This window comes from Sphingomonas sp. S-NIH.Pt3_0716 (genome assembly GCF_003950715.1).
Lineage (GTDB): Bacteria > Pseudomonadota > Alphaproteobacteria > Sphingomonadales > Sphingomonadaceae > Sphingobium > Sphingobium yanoikuyae_A.
Genome location: NZ_QLJK01000005.1, coordinates 207,823 through 220,341, shown reverse-complemented (window position 1 = coordinate 220,341; position 12,519 = coordinate 207,823). Strand labels below are relative to the sequence as shown.

Genomic DNA, 12,519 nt, shown 5'->3' with positions numbered 1-12,519 from the left:
ATTTGGGCTTCGCTACCGCCGAAGCGAAGCGGGCCGGACGACCGTCGAAGCCGAAGCGCACACCCGAGGAAGAGCGAGAACATCAGCGCGAGAAAAAGGCCCGGCAGCGGGCAGAAGCGAAGGCGAAAAAAGCCGCCTGACGAAACAAAAAAGCCCCGGACCATCGCTATCCTGGGCAAGTCGTAGTTTGAAAAGAAACAGTCTTAAAGACCTTCCCCTTATATCACATTTCGAAATTAAGTCCAAATATAACCAGAAATTCTCAATGATAAATAAAAGTATCAATCATTTTGGTGCTTTTGATTATGATTACCGTTACTGCATTCGGCCAGGCAAACCGGCCGACCACTTCCACCGAAACCTTCAAATCGATCCCTGGCTTCACCCGCTACCGCGTTTCCGACCAGGGCCGCATCGCTACCGCTTCCGGCGCGATCATGGCCGACTACGACAGCGGCAAAGGCTACCGGCAGATCGTCCTGATCGACGACAACGGCAAGGCCCGTCACATGTATGTCCATCGCCTCGTCTTGATGGCGCACGACAGCCTTCCGCCCTTCGAAGGCGCACAGGCCGCGCACTGGAATGGTCGTCGCGCCGACAATCGCCTGGACAATTTGCGGTGGGCCACGCCCCGCGAAAATTCCGCCGATAAGCGCCGCCACGCCGCCGAACGCCGTGCCGCCACCACCCCGACCACCCTGCATTGAGAGTTCCACACCCGTGATCACATTCGACCTTTCCACCCTTCTCGATTTCCCGTCGATCGTCACCGAATTCGCCGAGGAATTCTGCTTTGATTATGACATCGAAAACATCGGCGATTTCATCGCCCGCGCTTCGAAGCGCATCGGACCTGACCTCGACGCCGCCATCTATTCGACCGTCCAGGTCATCGACGGCCGCCTGGTTCTGCAAGCGTCACCGCATCGCCGTGCCCTTGGTCACTTCGTGCAGGTCCACCAGGATATGGTCCGGGAGGGCGCGGCATGACCCACGAAGCCATCCACCAGGCCGTGACGTTCGTCGCCGGTCTCTCGTTCATCGTCGGCTTCCACCTGCTCGACAGCCACATCGACCACCCGGATCGGACATGGCTGCGCCGCTGGGGCCGTCACTTCGGCAGCGCCGGGTCGATGATATTGCTGGCCGGTGTCGCGCCGACTGTCTTCGATTGGCTGACCAAGGGGGGCGCGGCATGACCATCGACCGAACCATCACCCACCGTCTGATCACCATCGAGACCAAACTCGACCGCGTCGAAACCAAGCTGGACCGGCTGCTGTCAATGCTCGACCCGGACGGTCCCGACCAGCAGGCGATGCACCATGATCTGGAAAGCATCCTGTCGTCGATCGGCCAGGCCGTGCTGACCCCGAAACTGGAGGTGAAGGGATGACCGGCAAATCCGTCCAACCATCCCCCGCCATACTGGCGATTTTCGGGTTCGGGCTGTCCACGATCCGCCTTAGCGAAGCCATGAAAGGAATACTGTCGCCCACGGTTGAGCAAAAGGCTGAATTCGAGCGGATGATTTCAAAGCCGTTCATCGTCCGGAGTGACGAGACTTTTGGTGTTCCCGACGACATGCGCATATGGTGTCGTCAGGCGGGCATCTGGTGCCGATTGATCAGCCCCGATTTCGAGATGTATCCGCTCGTCTTCCAGTTCGGTCGGGCCGAAGATGAAATTCTCTTCCGCCTGCGGTGGGGAGGACAGCCGGAGTGACCGACCGTCTGGCCCGCCTGATAGCCCTTGCGGACGCTGCCGATCGTGGCCTGGTCAAAACGGTGGACGTGACGGGCTGGCCCGACGATCGGGTGATGGCCGCCCTGACCGACCTCGATGTCGTCGTCCTGGTCGAACCGATCACCGAAGACTGGGCCACCCCGACCGGGACCGTCAAGCGAACCGTCCCGGCCGGAACAATCGGCGCAATCGTTGCGACCTACGCCGACGGATCGTTCGAGGTGGAATTTCCGGCCACGACCGTGCGGGTGACGGCTGGGCAATTACGGACGGTCGGACGGTCGGAATGACGGGGCGCGACGACGATAGCGCCAATCCGAAAATCTGTCGATTTAATTGATTTATCGGCGAAACGCGGTGACCCGGCTATGATCAGGCTTCAACAGTTTGAAACCATCTAACACCATGTCTGATTACTACCTGTCCCAGGCCGAAGCCATCCGTCTGACCGGCTTGTCGCGCACCACTATTTTCCGCATGCGAAGGGCGGGAGAATTCCCCCCGCCCCGACAGTTGACCAAAAACAGGATCGGCTATCTCGCAAGCGATATCACCGCCTGGCAGACCTCTAGGCCGCCTGCTTAATTGCTTCGGCTCGCTGGACGCTCTCCTGTCGGATCGCGTCCAGTTCGGCTTCCCAGACCAGTAGCGCGCGCTTCTTCTGCGCCCGGTAGGCCGCCCGGTTATAGACGCCTGCCACGTCTGATTTGACGCCACTGATGTGGTTCAGCGTCGCTTCCACGATGGCCGGTTGGATCAGCGGGTTACCGTCCTCGTCCGCCAGGTCGTTCATCATGGTGGCAACGGTGCGCCGCAAATCATGCGCCGTCCAATTCTCCAGCCGAACCCCCTCCGCTGTTGCAATTTCGACCGTGCGTCCGAAAACCACGTCTTTCGCCTTGCTAAATCCCGACATCGGCACTGTCGGCTTCGACACCGAATTGAAGACATATTCGCTGCGGTTAGGTGCTTTCAATCCGCTCAAATATTCCAGCGTGTTCGGCGTCAAATCGAGTAAGAGCGGCAGGCCATTTTTCGTTCGCTCGCCCGGGATGAGCCAGCTTCCCCCATCAAGATCGAATTCATGCCAAGGCGCTTCTGCTGCTTCATCTCGACGAACGCCTGTGGCAACGATCAGGCGCAAACTCCTCGCATAGGGTCCGTAGAATTCCTGGCTGTCGATCATTTCGTCTATGACGCGTAGGACGATTCCAAATTCGTCGCGGCGAAGCACCCGATCGCGCGAGACTTCTTTGGTCGGCGCCATGACATATTCGGCCGGATTGGTCGTCATTAGCGTTTGGCTGCGGTAATAGCTCAATGCGCGTTTGAAGATCGTCTTCGTCATCGAGAGAACGCGATTGGCCCGAACCGGCGCGCGCTGACGCACTTTCTCGACCATGCGTTCGACATCTTCGTGCCTGATGTCGGTCATTACCAGGGCGCCCAGCGCAGGCTGTATGTCGTTCCGCCACATTCCCCGCGAATTGGCTGCGTCGTCCAACACGTCGATAAAGCGCGGCTCGTAAATCGTCCAAAACCAATCGAGCGTCCGGCTGGCGCGATCAGAAGCCGCAGCCGCCGCCGCCGCCGCCTTTGCCTCTTCCTCCCGTCGAACCGCGTCGAGATCGATCCCAGCTTCGCGCGCAGCAGTCAGCTTGTCGGCCCAATCACGCGCTTCTGCCAAGCTGTGCGCGGGATACGATCCCAGCGTCTTCTTCTGGACCGCCGAAGCCCCTTTCGCCTTCCCGCGCCAAGCCCACGACTTTTTCCCGCCAGGCGCAGGCTGCACGATCAGATAAAGGCCGCGACAGCCAGGGTCTGAAATTTCCTGCCGCTTGTCGGTCGCCTTGACTGCCTCGACCCAACGGTCGGTGAATGCCTTTTTCGCTGCCATACTTCCCTCCGAATGTTTCCCCCGATACCGAAGGTCAAAATGCAGAGCAACACAAATCCGGGGGAAACTTGGGGGAAACTTTTGTCGAAACAGCGCAAAACCGCTTGGTTCGACATGAAACAAAGAGCGTGGAATAGATCGTTGTATTTTATAGGATTTTCTAGTTCTAGGCAGTTTCGCTCGGTTTCACCGAGAACACGGCTTTTCGGTTTTGTAAACCGAAGGTCGGGGGTTCGATCCCCTCAGCCGGCACCGACGGACTCTTGAACAGTGCGTTCATGCGCACTGGATGGCACTCGGCATCCCGGAAACAAAATGGGGGCCGACATTGCTGCCGGCCCCCACTAACGTCGATTCCTTTCGGCCACATGCCCTTGCAGGCTGCGCCTTCCGGTCCGGCGATGTGATGTGTTGCCACATCTTCGCGCGGGAGAACGAGCCCGAAGGTCTGTTCACCGTTGCTGACCTTTCATCCGAAGCCCGACGTTCACTTTCGCGCGTACCCGGCATCATCCTGAAAGGCTTGGATCCGATCGTCCCTGCCATCCTCGCGCATGGCAGCTTCCAACGGACCATCAGGGCAAAAAATCCTTGATTTCTCTTGGATTTTCCGGCTTTGGATCGCTCCTTGCCGAATGTCCCGATACGAGGATGCTGTCACGATCCGCGAGTCGCACAAAGCGGATTCCGACAGTTTGAAGACAGGCCGCGCCACAAATCTGTGGATAACTTTGGATAAGTCTGAAAATCGACGGAAATCTGCGCGCTTCAGGCGGGTGCCCAATCGGGCGGTGCCAGCGTGAATCCGGCAAAGTCGAAGCCCGGCGTGACCGTGCAACTGACGAGCGCCCATCCGTCGACCGGCCGCGCCGCCTGCCAATGATGCGCCGGGACCAGGCGCTGCGGCATCTGTCCCGCGGCGATATCCGGGCCGAGGTGATGATCGACGCCAAGCCCCTGCGGCGGAGCGATGCCCAGGACGATCGGCGCCCCCGCATGCCAGAACCACATCTCGTCAGCATCGACCCTATGCCAGTGTGATCGCTGATGCGCCTCCAACAGGAACAGGATCGCCGTGCCGGCCGCCCTCTGGCCCACAGCCGCCTGTGCGCGCCAGGTTTCGCGATACCAGCCGCCTTCGGGATGCGGGGCCAGGTCGAGCGCCCGGATCAGTGCCGCAGCATCCTGCCCGTCGCCTGCGTTCATCGCTTCACCTCAAATTTAATTTCCGCTGAAACAAAAACTTATGCCGTTGTCAGAGGTTCATGCAACCTAGGTCAATAGGCAGGGGTTCAATCGGCTGACAACGCAATTCGGAGGAGATATTATGCGTAACGCCCTGATGGCCATGGCCGCCCTGTCGCTGGCCATTCCCGTGTCGATGGCCGTTCCCACGGACGGCGCACAGGCCCGCAAACATTATCGCTACAAGGAATGGCGCGGTCGCGACGGGCGCACCTATTGCCGCAAGTCCGACGGCACGACCGGCCTGATCATCGGCGGCGTCGGCGGCGCGCTGGTCGGCCGCGCGATCGACACCCGCGGCGACCGTGCGACCGGCACCATCCTGGGCGCTGCTGGCGGCGCACTGCTCGGCAAGGAAATCGACAGCAAGCGCCGCTGCCGCTGATCCCGTCGTCAAGGACAACGAAAAAGGGCGGCTTCCCATTGGGAAGCCGCCCTTTTTGATGGCCGAGGCCAAATGGCTTAGTTGGTCGCGCCCGAAGCCGCGCCGCGCGCGTCATCGACCTTGAACGACACGGTCTGGCCGCCCGAGACGCCCGAAACCTTGTCACCCTTGACCTGCAGGTTGAAGGCGACGGCGTCGGGGTAACGACGGCCCGAGATCACCTTGCCGGTCTTGGTATCCTTGACGTCATAGACGTAGGTGTAGCCTTCGTGGGTGAAGCGCTGCTTGGCGGCGTCCTGCGCATTGGCGGGGGCAGCGACGGCAACGATGGCGCTCAGGGCGCCGGCGACAACAAACTTGGACAGCATTCGCATGGGTGTGCTCCTTGTGAATGCCCTCAAACACCTCTTGGACATTCTGTTCTGTTGCCACCCATATGTTGCAGCGCAAAAACTCATACAATCGCAAAAAACGGCGTTCCAGTTGCGCGGAACGCAATCGAGGCAGTCTCGTTTTTCTAAGCCTTTGACAAGGCGACGATATGCTCGAACTGCTGCGGCGTCAGCGGCGCGACGGACAGGCGCGATTGCCGCAACATCACCATGTCGGCCAATGCCGGGTCCGCCTTCATCGTCTTCAGCGTCACCGGGCGATCCAGTTTCTTGTGCGGCGCAACATGGACCGCGATCCACTTGCCGGTCTCGTCGGTGCTGTCCGGCGCCGCTTCCTCGACAATCTCCATGATGCCGACCGCCTCGACGCCGATATTGCTGTGATAGAAGAAGGCCAGGTCGCCCTTGCGCATCGCCTTCATGTGCAACTGGGCGGCATGGTTGCGCACCCCGTCCCATTCCGCCTTCCCCTTCTTGACCAGGTCGGCATAGGAAAAGACGTCGGGTTCCGATTTCATCAGCCAGTAGTTCATGCCGCATCCTTGCATCAGGCGCCAAGGACGATCAAGGATGGGAACCATGGCGGCTGATCGCTATATCATCTGCAAGCAAATCGATCTGGAGAATATACGTGTCGCAATCCGTGCTGGACCAGGTGCCCGTCCTGTCCATGGCAGAGATGAGCAAGGGCGATTTCGCCGCCGCCTTCGGTGGTTCCTTCCAACGCTTCGGCTTCGCCATGGTCAAGGACCATGGCATGGACCAGGCGCTGGTCGACAAGGGATGGGCGCTGGCCCGCGAATTTTTCGCCCAGCCAGTCGAAATGAAGCGCGCCTATGATGCCAAGTTCAATGGCGGCCAGCGCGGCTACACCGCTTTCGGCGTGGAGATCGCCAAGGGCGCGAGCGAGAATGACCTCAAGGAATTCTGGCATGTCGGCCGCGACCTTGCGCCCGGCGATCCGCTTGCCGAAACCATGCCGCCCAATGTCTGGCCGACCGAAATGCCGGCGTTCCGCGACGTGTTCGCGCCGCTCTATGCCGAGTTCGACCGGGTCGGCGCGGAACTGCTGTCGGCGATTGCCCTCTATCTGGGCCTGCCCGAACGCTGGTTCGACGGCCCGATCAAGGATGGCAACTCGATCCTGCGCCTGCTCCATTATCCGCCGGTGTCGCCCGAGGCACCGGGCATCCGCGCCGGCGCGCATGAGGATATCAACCTCATCACCCTGCTGCTGGGCGCCGAAGAAGGCGGGCTGGAACTGAAGGACCGCGACGGCAACTGGCTGCCGGTCGTGCCGCCGCCGGGCGCGCTCGCGATCAATGTCGGCGACATGCTGCAGCGGCTGACCAACCATGTGCTACCCTCGACCAGCCACCGCGTCGTCAATCCGCCGCCCGAACGGCGCGGCCATTCGCGCTATTCCATGCCCTTCTTCCTGCATCTGCGCCCCGACTTCATGATCGACGCGCTGCCGCAATGCGTGACGCCCGACAATCCGCGCCGCGAGGAGCCGATCAGTGCGCATGATTATCTGACCGAGCGCCTGATCGAGATCGGCCTGATCAAGAAGGCGTAAGAAAAGGCCCGCCGCTGCATCCGGCAGCGGCGGGCCTTTCATTCTCAGCGCAAGCTGCGCTTATTTCCGGCCGCGGCCCAGGGTGATGCCGATTTCCTCGCCCCGCTCGCTCAGCGCCAGCTTGACGATCTTCACCTCGACATGGCGGACCTTGTCGTCCTGCAGGAAGATGGTCTCGATGATATGGTCGGCCACGCCCTCGATCAGAGTGAAGTGCAGCCCCTCGGGCAGCGCGGTCGACGCGGCATGCTTGAGGTCCATGTAATTTTTCGATTCGCTGAGCGGCGTATCGGGATCATAATGGTCCGCAATCCGCAGCTTGGCCCGGATCGAGATGCGCAGCGGCTGGGGCAGATGCGTCTCTTCCGAATAGATGCCGGTCAATACGTCGACGTGCAGGTTGTTGACCTCCAGCGTCAGATAATCGTCAAAAATGCTGTCCATAGCTCGCCATGTCCGGTCGCGCGAAGGGCGCGGGTCCAGTTTGATCTTTCCTTTTGCGGCATGGACGCTATAGGCCCGCCGCTTCCGGCGCGGTCCATGCGCCATTGATGGCGGATCGGCAAGACATGTCAGCAATTCTTCCCCTCGACAGCCAGCCCGCCGACGCGATCGAGGGCCTGCTGGACGCCGCCTTCGGTCCTGACCGGCACGGCCGCACCGCCTATCTGATCCGCGATGGCATGCCCTGGCTGCCCGCCCTGTCCTTCGCGGTGCTGGACGAAAAGGGTGAACTGATTGGATCGCTGCAAAGCTGGCCGGTGGCGCTAACCCACGAGGATGGCAGCCAATTGCCGCTGATCATGGTCGGCCCGGTCGCGGTTGCGCCGGCGCATCAGAAGGGCGGCCACGGCCGCGCGATGATGGATGCGGTGGTCGCCGCCGCCCGCGCACAGGCCTGCGAACCGCTGATGATGATCGGCGATCCGGAATATTATGGCCGCTTCTGGGGCTTCACCGCCGACGGCACCGCCGGCTGGGATTGCCCCGGCCCGTTCGAGCCCCGGCGCCTGCTCGCCTTGTCGGTCGATGGCCGCCCGGTCGGCGGAACCGGCATGCTGTCGCCGCGAATCACCGTTACCGCCTGACCCGACCGAAAGACCTTTGCCAAGCGGGCCGGCCGCTCCTATCTGCTTTTCATGCCGATGGAGCCCCTGCCCGACCTCGCCGAGCTGTCGCTCGCCGACATTGCCCGCCTAGCCGCCGAAAAGCGGCTGCCGCCGGTCGAGAAATGGAATCCCGACCATTGCGGCGACAGCGAGATGCGGATCGCGCGCGACGGCACCTGGTTCCATCAGGGATCGCCGATCGGGCGCGAAGCGATGGTGCGGCTCTTTTCCACCATATTGCGGCGTGAGGGCGACGGCTCCTATGTGCTGGTCACCCCGGTCGAGAAGCTGAGCATCGCGGTCGAGGATGCTCCCTTCGTTGCGGTCGAACTCAAGAGCGAGGGCGAAGGCGCCAGCCGGAACCTCGCCTTCCGGCTCAACACCGGCGAACTGGTACCGGCCGGCCCCGACCATGCACTGACCCTGCGCGAGAAGGATGATGGTCCCCATCCCTATCTCCACGTCCGTGCCGGGCTCGACGCGCTGGTCGTGCGCAGCGTCTATTATGAACTGATGAACCTGGCCTTGGATGAAGAAGGCGAGCGGGTCGGCTTGTGGAGCGAAGGCAGTTTCTTTCCGCTGGACGGCGCGGCATGACGCTGGCCGAGCGGCTGCGCGCCGCCCTGATCGACGGGCATAGCCGCGACATCCAGTTGCTGCCGTCCGAAACCCGCGATCCGCGCATCGTCGGCGACATGGCGCTGGCGCCCGCCGCGGTGCTGGTCGCGATCACCGACCGGGCCAATCCCGGCCTGATCCTGACCCAGCGTTCAGAGACGCTGCGCAAGCATGCCGGCCAGATCGCCTTCCCCGGCGGCCGGGTCGACCCCGGCGATGCCGATGAGATTGCCGGCGCCCTACGCGAGGCCCGCGAGGAAATCGCCCTCCCCTCCGACCGGGTCGACATCATCGGCACCTCGGATCGTTATCATACCTTCACCGGCTTCGACATCGTGCCGGTGCTGGGCGTCATCCCGCCCGACCTGCCGCTGCGCGCCCAACCGGGCGAAGTGGCCGACTGGTTCGAACTGCCGCTTGACTATGCGCTCGATCCGGCCAATCGGGTGCGCCGCAGCCTGATGTTCGAAGGCATCGAGCGGCAATATTATGAAATCGACTGGCAGGGCCGCCGCATCTGGGGCGTGACCGCTGCCATCCTCGCCAATCTTTCCCGCAGGCTCGGCCATGACCCGCATTCTTCCTGACGCCCCGTGGCGCCACCGCTCCGGCCTTTCCGGCCTTCTCGCCGCACTCGATGCCAACCAGGGCCGTGCCCGCTATGTCGGTGGCGCGGTGCGCGACGGGCTGCTTGGCCTGCCGGTCAATGATCTCGACATCGCCACCAGCCTGATGCCGCAGGATGTGGTCGATCGGCTGAAGGCGGCCGGGATCAAGGCGGTGCCGACCGGGATCGAGCATGGCACGATCACCGCCGTGCTGCCCGACGGGCCGGTCGAAATCACCACGCTGCGCCGCGACGTCAGCACCGACGGCCGCCGCGCCACCATCGCCTATACCGATGACTGGCAGCAGGATGCCGCCCGACGCGACTTCACCTTCAACGCCCTCTATGCCGATCCGCTGACCGGCGCGATCAGCGACTATTTCGGCGGCGTGGCCGATCTCGACGCCCGGCACCTGCGCTTCATCGGCGATGCCAGCGCGCGGATCGCCGAGGATCATCTGCGCATCCTGCGCTATTTCCGTTTCCTGGCCCGCTATGGCGACAACGAAGTTGACGCATCGGCCTACGATGCCTGCGTCGCTGCTGCCAACAGCCTGATGGCGCTGTCACGCGAGCGGATCGCCGACGAACTGCTCAAATTGCTGGTGGTGCGCGATCCCGTACCGGCGCTGCGGCTGATGGTGGACGGCGGGATCTGGCTGCCGGTGCTGCCCGAAATCACGCACGAAGGCATCGACCGGCTGGCTAAGCTGATCGCACGGGAGAATGAGGCGAACATGGCGCCATCGGCGCTGCGCCGGCTGGCCGCGCTGGTGCCGGCCGATGCGGCGATAGCCGACCAGATCGGCGCGAGGCTGAAACTGTCCAACAAGGCACGCAAGCGGCTGATCACCGCGCTCGAAACCGCCTCCGCACCCGAAGGGCCGCGCGCGCTGGCGCACCGGGTCGGCATGGAAGGCGCGATCGACCGCATCCTGCTCGATCCCGCAGCGCCCCTGTCGGCATTGGTCCCGCTCGACGGCTGGACACCGCCCAGCCTGCCGATCGGCGGCGGCGCGCTGATCGCGCGCGGCCTCCAGCCCGGCCCGGACGTCGCCCGTGCCTTGCAGGAAGTGCAGAAATCATGGGTGGCGGAGGATTTCCCCGACGCCGACCGGGTCGGCGAAATCGCCGATCAGATCGTCTCGAAATTCCAGCGCACGCGCCAATAGTCGAAGGCATCGGCTTCGCTCATCGGGCGGGCGAAATAATAGCCCTGCCCCTGCCAGCATCCCATCTTCTGCAGCATGTCGGCCAGTTCCTGGGTTTCGATACCCTCGGCCGTGACCCGCAGGTTGAGCGATTCGGCCAATGACAATATGGTGCGTACGATCACAGCTTTATCGTGATCTTCCAGCATGTTGGATACGAAGCTTCGATCAATTTTGAGGATGTCGATCGGCAGGCTGTGCAGGCTCGCCAGGTTGGAGAAGCCGGTGCCGAAATCGTCCATCGCGATCGGCATCTGCAGATCCTTGAGCGCGAACAGCAATTTGCGCGCCTTGTCCGGATCGGCGATGATCGCGCTTTCGGTCAGTTCGGCGGTCAAGCGATGGCCGCCAATGCCCGAATAGCGCAGCGCTTCCTCAAACATCGATGCGACATCGTCGCGCGCCATCTGGATCGGCGACAGGTTGACGTTGACGCCGACCGGCAGGGCCTGGCCGAATTTCGCGTCCCAGCGGCTCAGCGCCTGCGCCGCTTCATAGGCGGCCCAGCGACCGAGCGGGGTGATGAGACCGCTCTCTTCCGCGACCGGCACGAACTCCACCGGCGAGACATGGCCCAATTCCGGGTCATCCCAACGCGCCAGCGCCTCGAAACCGGTAATTTCGCCGGTCTGGAGATGGATCAGCGGCTGATAGGCCAGGGTCAGCCCGCCATGGGCCAGCGCATCACGCAACCGGCTCTCGATCGAGAAGCGGCGCTGCGCTTCCTTGAGCACGCCATTGCGATAGATCTCGACCTTGCCGGTGCGCTTGGCGATCTTGACCGCCGCCTGCGCCTTGCGGACGACATCGTCCGGATCATCCTCCAGATGCGTCGACAGGGCGCAGCCGATCGCGCAATCGACACGGATCTGCAGGTCAGACAGGCGGATCGGCGAACTCAGCGCCTCCCTGATCCTCTGAACGATCTGAAGAGAATCGGACAAGCCATTGTTCAAGCGCGCAAAAATTGCAAAGTCATTGCCGCCGATGCGGGCCAGCACATCGCCCTGACGCAGGCAGGATTTGAGCCGCTTGGCGACCGTGATCAACAGTTCGTCACCCGCCATCGGACCCAGCGATTCGTTCACCCGGCTGAAGCGGCTGAGATCGATCGCGATGATACCGAACTGGGCATTGTCCGGCCAACTGCCATTGGCCAGCCGATCGTCGATTTCCTCACCAAAGCCGGTGCGGTTGGGCAGCGCGGTCAGGCCGTCGGAAAGCAGCTCGCGCCGCAAATTCTTCTCCATCGTCCGCTCGCTGGTGCGATCGATCGCGGTGAAGAGAAATTGTTCGGTGCGCGCACCGGTGGCCCGCAGCCGTCCGAGCGTGCAGAGAAAATATTCAGGGCCAAGCTTGCCATCGCGGCGGATTTCGAAACTTTCCGAATCGCGATCCGACTGGGCGAAACCAGTGACGCGCGCGCGCCATTCGGCCGATGCCTGGGCCGTTGCGGCCGTACGTTCGCGATGTTCCCGGAACGCCTTGAGGAACGGCTCATTCGCCTCGACAATGTTTATAGCATTGTTTTCACACGATAAAATTGCCGCAGCCTGCGACAGGGCGGTGAGCCATTCGCTCGCTCCGATCATGTGCGGCAGATGCGTGTCATCATCCCCGGGCAAGGGGAGGCCACTGGTCTGTTCAGGGGGCCAGCTACGCACCGACATGGCTTTCATGCCTCTGCCTTATCCGCCAAGGGTAAATATTCGGGAAACGAACATCTG

20 protein-coding genes and 1 tRNA gene are annotated in these 12,519 nt (G+C 62.2%); 15 read left to right on the top strand and 6 right to left on the bottom strand.

The genetic code is table 11. The annotated features are described in order from the left end of the window. Window positions 1-305 precede the first annotated feature (305 nt). The 7 genes from BRX37_RS05970 (at window position 306) to BRX37_RS05940 (ending at window position 2,334) form a co-directional block, all read left to right on the top strand. Window positions 306-710: an HNH endonuclease signature motif containing protein gene (locus BRX37_RS05970; RefSeq protein WP_017501257.1), complete on the top strand. Its 405-nt coding sequence runs from the start codon at window positions 306-308 to the stop codon at window positions 708-710. Between the two features lie 13 nt (window positions 711-723). Next, window positions 724-993 carry a hypothetical protein gene (locus tag BRX37_RS05965; RefSeq protein ID WP_017501256.1) on the top strand — a complete coding sequence of 90 codons (270 nt, stop codon included), beginning with the start codon at window positions 724-726 and terminating at the stop codon, window positions 991-993. Then, complete coding sequence (locus BRX37_RS05960) at window positions 990-1,202, top strand: hypothetical protein (protein WP_069338738.1); 213 nt, start codon at window positions 990-992, stop codon at window positions 1,200-1,202. Before BRX37_RS05965 ends, BRX37_RS05960 begins: the two co-directional genes overlap by 4 nt. After that, a complete protein-coding gene (locus BRX37_RS05955; RefSeq protein WP_069338737.1) occupies window positions 1,199-1,399 on the top strand; it encodes a hypothetical protein in 201 nt (66 codons plus the stop codon). The genes BRX37_RS05960 and BRX37_RS05955 overlap by 4 nt, the downstream gene beginning before the upstream one ends. Then, entirely contained in the window at window positions 1,396-1,728 is a 333-nt protein-coding gene (locus tag BRX37_RS05950) for a hypothetical protein (protein ID WP_069338736.1), read from the top strand. The genes BRX37_RS05955 and BRX37_RS05950 overlap by 4 nt, the downstream gene beginning before the upstream one ends. Beyond that, window positions 1,725-2,039 (top strand): DUF4926 domain-containing protein, encoded by a 315-nt coding sequence (locus BRX37_RS05945; RefSeq protein ID WP_125985888.1) that lies wholly within the window; start codon window positions 1,725-1,727, stop codon window positions 2,037-2,039. The genes BRX37_RS05950 and BRX37_RS05945 overlap by 4 nt, the downstream gene beginning before the upstream one ends. A gap of 115 nt (window positions 2,040-2,154) precedes the next feature. Next, the gene (locus tag BRX37_RS05940) at window positions 2,155-2,334 is read left to right on the top strand and encodes a helix-turn-helix transcriptional regulator (RefSeq protein WP_081331813.1); all 180 of its coding nucleotides are present in this window, start codon (window positions 2,155-2,157) and stop codon (window positions 2,332-2,334) included. Here the strand turns inward: BRX37_RS05940 and BRX37_RS05935 are convergent. Continuing rightward, a complete protein-coding gene (locus BRX37_RS05935) occupies window positions 2,318-3,646 on the bottom strand; it encodes a tyrosine-type recombinase/integrase (protein WP_125985887.1) in 1,329 nt (442 codons plus the stop codon). The two genes, BRX37_RS05940 and BRX37_RS05935, sit on opposite strands and share 17 nt — an antisense overlap. A 169-nt stretch (window positions 3,647-3,815) precedes the next feature. Between BRX37_RS05935 and BRX37_RS05930 the strand changes: the two genes are divergently transcribed. Further along, window positions 3,816-3,895, top strand: a tRNA-Thr gene (locus BRX37_RS05930). 40 nt (window positions 3,896-3,935) lie between these two features. Next, on the top strand, window positions 3,936-4,241 hold the full coding sequence (locus BRX37_RS05925) for a hypothetical protein (protein ID WP_125985886.1): 306 nt from the start codon (window positions 3,936-3,938) through the stop codon (window positions 4,239-4,241). A 173-nt stretch (window positions 4,242-4,414) separates the two neighbouring features. Here BRX37_RS05925 and BRX37_RS05920 read toward each other — a convergent pair whose 3' ends face one another. Further along, window positions 4,415-4,852: a cupin domain-containing protein gene (locus BRX37_RS05920; protein WP_125985885.1), complete on the bottom strand. Its 438-nt coding sequence runs from the start codon at window positions 4,850-4,852 to the stop codon at window positions 4,415-4,417. A 121-nt stretch (window positions 4,853-4,973) separates the two neighbouring features. Here BRX37_RS05920 and BRX37_RS05915 point away from each other — a divergent pair, with 121 nt between their 5' ends. Then, complete coding sequence (locus BRX37_RS05915) at window positions 4,974-5,276, top strand: glycine zipper 2TM domain-containing protein (protein ID WP_004207333.1); 303 nt, start codon at window positions 4,974-4,976, stop codon at window positions 5,274-5,276. Window positions 5,277-5,353: 77 nt separating this feature from the next. Here BRX37_RS05915 and BRX37_RS05910 read toward each other — a convergent pair whose 3' ends face one another. Continuing rightward, on the bottom strand, window positions 5,354-5,644 hold the full coding sequence (locus tag BRX37_RS05910) for a hypothetical protein (protein ID WP_010337758.1): 291 nt from the start codon (window positions 5,642-5,644) through the stop codon (window positions 5,354-5,356). A 149-nt stretch (window positions 5,645-5,793) separates the two neighbouring features. Next, entirely contained in the window at window positions 5,794-6,201 is a 408-nt protein-coding gene (locus BRX37_RS05905) for an EVE domain-containing protein (RefSeq protein ID WP_004207335.1), read from the bottom strand. Window positions 6,202-6,299: 98 nt separating this feature from the next. On the opposite strand from BRX37_RS05905, the gene BRX37_RS05900 reads away from it, so the two are divergent. Further along, window positions 6,300-7,247, top strand: coding sequence for an isopenicillin N synthase family dioxygenase (locus BRX37_RS05900; protein WP_004207336.1), 948 nt, complete (start codon window positions 6,300-6,302; stop codon window positions 7,245-7,247). A gap of 60 nt (window positions 7,248-7,307) precedes the next feature. Here the strand turns inward: BRX37_RS05900 and BRX37_RS05895 are convergent, their stop codons facing one another. Beyond that, window positions 7,308-7,691, bottom strand: a complete 384-nt coding sequence (locus tag BRX37_RS05895) for a dihydroneopterin aldolase (protein ID WP_004207337.1) — start codon at window positions 7,689-7,691, stop codon at window positions 7,308-7,310. 125 nt (window positions 7,692-7,816) lie between these two features. Here BRX37_RS05895 and BRX37_RS05890 point away from each other — a divergent pair, with 125 nt between their 5' ends. The 4 genes from BRX37_RS05890 to BRX37_RS05875 are packed head-to-tail and all read left to right on the top strand — an operon-like array spanning window position 7,817 to window position 10,753. Next, entirely contained in the window at window positions 7,817-8,335 is a 519-nt protein-coding gene (locus tag BRX37_RS05890) for a GNAT family N-acetyltransferase (RefSeq protein ID WP_026108829.1), read from the top strand. 51 nt (window positions 8,336-8,386) lie between these two features. After that, window positions 8,387-8,953 (top strand): DUF1285 domain-containing protein, encoded by a 567-nt coding sequence (locus BRX37_RS05885; RefSeq protein ID WP_125985884.1) that lies wholly within the window; start codon window positions 8,387-8,389, stop codon window positions 8,951-8,953. Beyond that, window positions 8,950-9,561 carry a CoA pyrophosphatase gene (locus BRX37_RS05880; protein WP_125985883.1) on the top strand — a complete coding sequence of 204 codons (612 nt, stop codon included), beginning with the start codon at window positions 8,950-8,952 and terminating at the stop codon, window positions 9,559-9,561. The genes BRX37_RS05885 and BRX37_RS05880 overlap by 4 nt, the downstream gene beginning before the upstream one ends. Further along, complete coding sequence (locus tag BRX37_RS05875) at window positions 9,542-10,753, top strand: CCA tRNA nucleotidyltransferase (protein ID WP_125985882.1); 1,212 nt, start codon at window positions 9,542-9,544, stop codon at window positions 10,751-10,753. The genes BRX37_RS05880 and BRX37_RS05875 overlap by 20 nt, the downstream gene beginning before the upstream one ends. On the opposite strand, the gene BRX37_RS05870 is transcribed toward BRX37_RS05875, so the two are convergent. Continuing rightward, on the bottom strand, window positions 10,717-12,471 hold the full coding sequence (locus BRX37_RS05870) for a putative bifunctional diguanylate cyclase/phosphodiesterase (RefSeq protein WP_017499514.1): 1,755 nt from the start codon (window positions 12,469-12,471) through the stop codon (window positions 10,717-10,719). The genes BRX37_RS05875 and BRX37_RS05870 overlap by 37 nt on opposite strands. Window positions 12,472-12,519 lie beyond the last annotated feature (48 nt).

Coding starts and splice junctions, on each gene's coding strand:
- BRX37_RS05970 (WP_017501257.1), top strand. CDS start 306: ATGATTACCGTTACTGCATTCGGCCAGGCAAACCGGCCGACCACTTCC.
- BRX37_RS05960 (WP_069338738.1), top strand. CDS start 990: ATGACCCACGAAGCCATCCACCAGGCCGTGACGTTCGTCGCCGGTCTC.
- BRX37_RS05955 (WP_069338737.1), top strand. CDS start 1,199: ATGACCATCGACCGAACCATCACCCACCGTCTGATCACCATCGAGACC.
- BRX37_RS05950 (WP_069338736.1), top strand. CDS start 1,396: ATGACCGGCAAATCCGTCCAACCATCCCCCGCCATACTGGCGATTTTC.
- BRX37_RS05940 (WP_081331813.1), top strand. CDS start 2,155: ATGTCTGATTACTACCTGTCCCAGGCCGAAGCCATCCGTCTGACCGGC.
- BRX37_RS05935 (WP_125985887.1), bottom strand. CDS start 3,646: ATGGCAGCGAAAAAGGCATTCACCGACCGTTGGGTCGAGGCAGTCAAG.
- BRX37_RS05925 (WP_125985886.1), top strand. CDS start 3,936: ATGGCACTCGGCATCCCGGAAACAAAATGGGGGCCGACATTGCTGCCG.
- BRX37_RS05920 (WP_125985885.1), bottom strand. CDS start 4,852: ATGAACGCAGGCGACGGGCAGGATGCTGCGGCACTGATCCGGGCGCTC.
- BRX37_RS05915 (WP_004207333.1), top strand. CDS start 4,974: ATGCGTAACGCCCTGATGGCCATGGCCGCCCTGTCGCTGGCCATTCCC.
- BRX37_RS05910 (WP_010337758.1), bottom strand. CDS start 5,644: ATGCTGTCCAAGTTTGTTGTCGCCGGCGCCCTGAGCGCCATCGTTGCC.
- BRX37_RS05905 (WP_004207335.1), bottom strand. CDS start 6,201: ATGAACTACTGGCTGATGAAATCGGAACCCGACGTCTTTTCCTATGCC.
- BRX37_RS05895 (WP_004207337.1), bottom strand. CDS start 7,691: ATGGACAGCATTTTTGACGATTATCTGACGCTGGAGGTCAACAACCTG.
- BRX37_RS05890 (WP_026108829.1), top strand. CDS start 7,817: ATGTCAGCAATTCTTCCCCTCGACAGCCAGCCCGCCGACGCGATCGAG.
- BRX37_RS05885 (WP_125985884.1), top strand. CDS start 8,387: ATGCCGATGGAGCCCCTGCCCGACCTCGCCGAGCTGTCGCTCGCCGAC.
- BRX37_RS05880 (WP_125985883.1), top strand. CDS start 8,950: ATGACGCTGGCCGAGCGGCTGCGCGCCGCCCTGATCGACGGGCATAGC.
- BRX37_RS05875 (WP_125985882.1), top strand. CDS start 9,542: ATGACCCGCATTCTTCCTGACGCCCCGTGGCGCCACCGCTCCGGCCTT.
- BRX37_RS05870 (WP_017499514.1), bottom strand. CDS start 12,471: ATGAAAGCCATGTCGGTGCGTAGCTGGCCCCCTGAACAGACCAGTGGC.